Origin of the sequence: Methyloceanibacter marginalis (assembly GCF_001723295.1) — a bacterium.
Lineage (GTDB): Bacteria > Pseudomonadota > Alphaproteobacteria > Rhizobiales > Methyloligellaceae > Methyloceanibacter > Methyloceanibacter marginalis.
This window is the reverse complement of sequence record NZ_LPWD01000115.1, coordinates 1-4,599: the sequence shown is the minus strand read 5'-3', so window position 1 is coordinate 4,599 and position 4,599 is coordinate 1. Positions and strand designations below refer to the sequence as shown.

Sequence of the window (4,599 nt, the reverse complement as noted above, 5' to 3'; positions counted from 1 at the left end):
CTCCTTGTCGACAAGGAGATATTCCTCTTCGATGCCGACGCTGAATGAAGGTTCCGGAATCGCCATGGCGGGCACTTTACACAATCGCCGCGGCTCCGGGAGAGGCTAAGCGACCAGTCCTTTGAGTAGATAGCCGATGAAATAGGCGACGCTCGCCGCCAGCATGCCGATGAGGAGCGTCTCGGAGCCCGCCTGCCACCACGGCTTGGGCGACCAGCGGCTGCGAAACGACCCAATGGCGAAGAAGGTCGCGCCCGTCATGATCGCGGAGGGCCATTCGGGAGCGGCGAGGCCGAGGAGATAGGGAAGGAGCGGGACGCTGCCGCACGCCACAAAGGCGACAAACGTATAGAGGGCGGCATGGATGGGTGAGCGGCTCACCGCGGGCATGCCGTGCTCTTCGGTCATCATGGTGTCGATCCAGCTCTCGCGGTGCCGGGTGATGACGTCGACGGCGGATTCGAGTGCATCGCCCTCGAATCCCTTGGCTCTGAAGATCTGCCGAACCTCCTCACGCTCGCCTTCCGGGGCGAGGGCGATATGGCGCTCTTCCATGCGGCGTAGCTGGTCGTACTCGTCGCGTTCGGCGCGGGTGCCGGTATAGTTGCCCGCCGCCATCGAGAAACCGTCGGCCAGAAGGTTGGCGATGCCCAGGACGACCACCACCGTGGGAGACAGGTTGGCGCCGACGACGCCCGCCATAATGGCGAAAGTCGTGACCGTCCCGTCGATGCCGCCATAGACCCAGTCGCGCAGATAGCTGACGCGCGGTCCGTGGCCGAGGCGTCTTGCGATGGCGCCGGGTGTGTGGCTGTGCTCAAGGCGGGGCAAAAGTTTCGTTCCCTTCCATGGTCTTAAGGATTATGTGGCATGCCTGACGACCACGGGCAATCGCGGCAACGCTTGCCTAGCCACAGTCATTTCAATCGCTTATATAGCGGGGACTTAAGTGGAGAGTAGACGAATGGCACCGCGTTGGAGCCCCGAACACTGGCGTACGAAGCCGATCGAGCAGGTCCCGGTCTATCCGGATCCGGCCCAGCTTGCCGAGGTGGAGCAGCAGCTTGGCACGTTCCCGCCGCTCGTTTTTGCAGGCGAGGCGCGGGAGCTCAAGGCTAAGCTCGCCCGCGTCGCGCAAGGTGAGGCCTTCCTGCTGCAGGGCGGAGATTGCGCGGAAAGCTTCGCGGAACATGGCGCGGACACGATCCGCGACTTCTTCCGCGTGTTCCTGCAAATGGCCGTGGTGCTGACCTATGCCGGCGGGTCGCCGGTGGTGAAGGTCGGCCGCATCGCCGGTCAGTTCGCCAAGCCGCGTTCCGCGCCCACCGAGACGCAAGACGGCACGGAGTTGGCGAGCTATCGCGGCGACATCATCAACGGCATCGATTTCTCGGAAGCCTCCCGCACGCCGGATCCGCAGCGCATGCATATGGCCTATCGCCAGGCTGCCGCGACGCTCAACCTGCTGCGTGCCTTTGCGCAAGGCGGCTACGCCAATCTGGAGCATGTGCATCAGTGGAATCTCGGCTTCGTCAAGGATAGTCCCGCCGGCCACCGCTACCAGGAGCTTTCGGATCATATCGCCGAGACGCTGCGCTTCATGCGCGCCATTGGGCTTACCGCTGAAAATACATCCCAGCTTCGCTCGACCAGCCTCTACACGAGCCATGAGGCGTTGCTGCTCGGCTATGAGCAGGCGTTGACGCGCATCGATTCACGTTCCGGCGATTGGTATGCCACCTCGGGCCATTTCCTGTGGGCGGGCGACCGCACGCGTCAGCTCGACCATGCGCATCTCGACTATCTCCGCGGCATCAAGAATCCGGTCGGCGTGAAGATCGGTCCGACGGTGACGGCCGACGAGTTGCTCAAGTTGATCGATCTCTTGAGCCCGCAGAACGAGCCGGGCCGCATGACGCTGATCTGCCGCTTCGGCGCGGACAAGGTCGGCAAGCATCTGCCGGCGCTCATCCGCGCGGTGGAGCGCGAAGGCAAGTCGGTGGTCTGGGCCTGCGATCCGATGCACGGCAACACCATCAAGGCGGGCAATAGCGGCTACAAGACGCGTCCGTTCGACCTGATCCTGAAAGAGGTCGAGTCGTTCTTCGATATCCATCGCAGCGAAGGCACCCATGCGGGCGGCATCCATGTGGAGATGACCGGACGCAACGTGACGGAGTGCGTGGGCGGCGCCAAGGCTGTGACCGAGACGGATCTTTCGGACCGCTATCACACCCATTGCGACCCCAGGCTCAACGCCGATCAGTCGATCGAGCTGGCCTTCATCGTGGCCGAGCGGCTGCGGCGCGATCGGGAAGGGCGGCCCCAGCCGGAAGTCTCCGTCGTCGCCGGCGAGTAGGCGGGGATAGTCTTTTGCGCGCTTGTTTGTGCCGCGCCCACCGCTAAGTTCGATCCATGACCGGTAATATCAAGGACTCATTCAAGCTCGCGCTTGCGCAGCTCAACCCGGTCGTGGGCGATATCGAGGGCAATCTCGAGAGAGCCCGGACGGCGCGCGCGGCCATGGGCGAGGCCGGCGCGGACTTGATCGCCTTCACCGAGCTCTATCTCACCGGCTATCCGCTCGAAGATCTGGTGCTGAAGCCGGCCTTGCAGCGCGCGGCGCGCGAGGCCTGCGAGGCGTTGGCGCAGGATACGGCCGACGGCGGGCCGGCCATCCTGATGGGCCTGCCCTGGGGCGAGCCGCCGTTCGTCTACAACGCGGTGGCGCTCCTGGACGCGGGCCGTATCGAGGCGGTGCGCTACAAGAACAACCTGCCGAATTACGGCGTGTTCGATGAGAAGCGCGTCTTCGCGGCGGGGCCCATGCCGGCGGCGATCCATTTCCGGGGCGTATGCCTCGGTGTACCGGTCTGCGAGGACATCTGGGCCGAGGACGTCTGCGAGTCCCTCGTTCAGGCGGGTGCGGAGATCCTGATCGTGCCCAATGGTTCGCCCTATTGGATGGACAAGCAGGAGACCCGTTACGGTGTGGCCGAGACGCGGGTGGCGGAGACGCGCCGGCCGCTCGCCTATCTCAACCAGGTCGGCGGCCAGGACGAGCTTGCCTTCGACGGCGCCTCCTTCGTGCTCAACGCCGATGAGGAGCTTGCCGTGCAGCTCCCTGCTTGGGAGGTGGCACTCGCGCTGACGGAATGGCGCCGCGAGGACGGGCGTTGGCACTGCCTGCCTGGTCAGATCGCCGAGGTGGAGGAAAGCGATGCCGCCAACTACCTCGCCTGCGTCACCGGCTTGCGCGACTATATCGACAAGAACGGCTTTCCGGGTGTGGTGCTCGGACTTTCCGGAGGGATCGATTCTGCGCTCTGCGCCGTGATGGCGGTGGACGCCCTCGGCGCGGACCGCGTGCACTGCGTGATGCTGCCTTACGAATACACCAGCAAGGAAAGCCTGAGCGATGCCGAGGCGATCGCCAAGGCGTTGGACGTGCGCTACGACATCGTGCCGATTCACGACGGCGTCGAAGGCTTGAGCGCATGCTTGAAGGATGTGCTGAAAGGCCCGCCGGAGGACTTCACGGCGGAGAACCTTCAGTCGCGCACGCGCGGCACCCTTCTGATGGCGATCTCCAATAGGCTCGGGCCTCTCGTACTGACCACCGGCAACAAGTCGGAGGTTTCGGTGGGCTACGCCACGCTTTATGGCGACATGAACGGCGGCTTCAATCCGCTCAAAGATTTGTACAAAGGCCAGGTCTATGCGCTGTCGCGCTACCGCAACGCGCATCGGCCCAAAGGCTGTCTCGGGCCGGACGGCGTCATCATTCCGGAGAGCGTTCTGACCAAGGATCCGTCGGCCGAGCTGAAGCCCGGTCAGCGCGACGTGGATTCGCTGCCGCCATACCCCGTGCTGGACGATATTCTCAATTGCCTGGTGGAGCTTGAGATGCCGGTCCCCGAGATCGTCGCGCGGGGGCACGCCCCGGAGCTGGTGCAGAAGGTGGAGCGCATGCTCTATCTCGCCGAATACAAGCGGCGGCAGGCGGCGCCGGGGACGAAGATCACCGCCAAGAATTTCGGCCGCGACCGCCGCTATCCAATCACCAACAAATTCCGCGAGCGTTTGTGATGGTAGAGCCTGTCCACTCCCTCCCCCTAAAAGGGGGAGGGTCGGGGTGGGGGTCGGAAGGTCGTGACCCCCACCCGGCACGCCGTCTGATGGCCGGCGCGCCCGCCCTCCCCCTTGCAGGGGGAGGGAGCTTCACGCGCGGTGCATATCCTCCCCCCTGAAAGGGGGGAGATAGAGGGGGGTCATTATTTGAGCTAAATGCGAACGGGCGGCCGTTTCCGGCCGCCCGCGAAGTCGCGTCTGTGGCGAAGCGCTATTTGTTCGGCGCCTGCGCGTACAGCTCCTCGACATGCTCCCAGTTGATGAGATTGTCGAACCAGGCTTCGAGATATTTCGGCCGGGCGTTGCGGTAGTCGATGTAATAGGAGTGTTCCCAGACATCGCAGCCGAGCAGCGGCCAGCCGCCATGGACCAGCGGGTTCTCGCCGTTCAGCGTCTTGGTCACTTCGAGCTTGCCGTCCTTGTTCAGGGCGAGCCAGCACCAGCCCGAGCCGAACTGGGTCTTGCCGG

The 4,599-nt window shown here is 64.3% G+C and carries 4 protein-coding genes; 2 read left to right on the top strand and 2 right to left on the bottom strand.

All coding sequences use genetic code 11. From position 1 onward, the window contains the following. Nucleotides 1–105: 105 nt before the first annotated feature. Nucleotides 106–831, bottom strand: coding sequence for a VIT1/CCC1 transporter family protein (locus AUC71_RS05200; RefSeq protein ID WP_069623407.1), 726 nt, complete (start codon nt 829–831; stop codon nt 106–108). Between the two features lie 133 nt (nt 832–964). Here AUC71_RS05200 and AUC71_RS05195 point away from each other — a divergent pair, with 133 nt between their 5' ends. Both AUC71_RS05195 and AUC71_RS05190 read left to right on the top strand, forming a co-directional pair. Further along, nucleotides 965–2,359 carry a class II 3-deoxy-7-phosphoheptulonate synthase gene (locus AUC71_RS05195; protein ID WP_069623406.1) on the top strand — a complete coding sequence of 465 codons (1,395 nt, stop codon included), beginning with the start codon at nt 965–967 and terminating at the stop codon, nt 2,357–2,359. Between the two features lie 56 nt (nt 2,360–2,415). Next, entirely contained in the window at nt 2,416–4,089 is a 1,674-nt protein-coding gene (locus AUC71_RS05190; protein WP_069623405.1) for an NAD+ synthase, read from the top strand. A gap of 253 nt (nt 4,090–4,342) precedes the next feature. Here AUC71_RS05190 and AUC71_RS05185 read toward each other — a convergent pair. Continuing rightward, nucleotides 4,343–4,599: superoxide dismutase (locus AUC71_RS05185; protein WP_193427014.1), on the bottom strand; the 257-nt coding region annotated here is incomplete at its 5' end.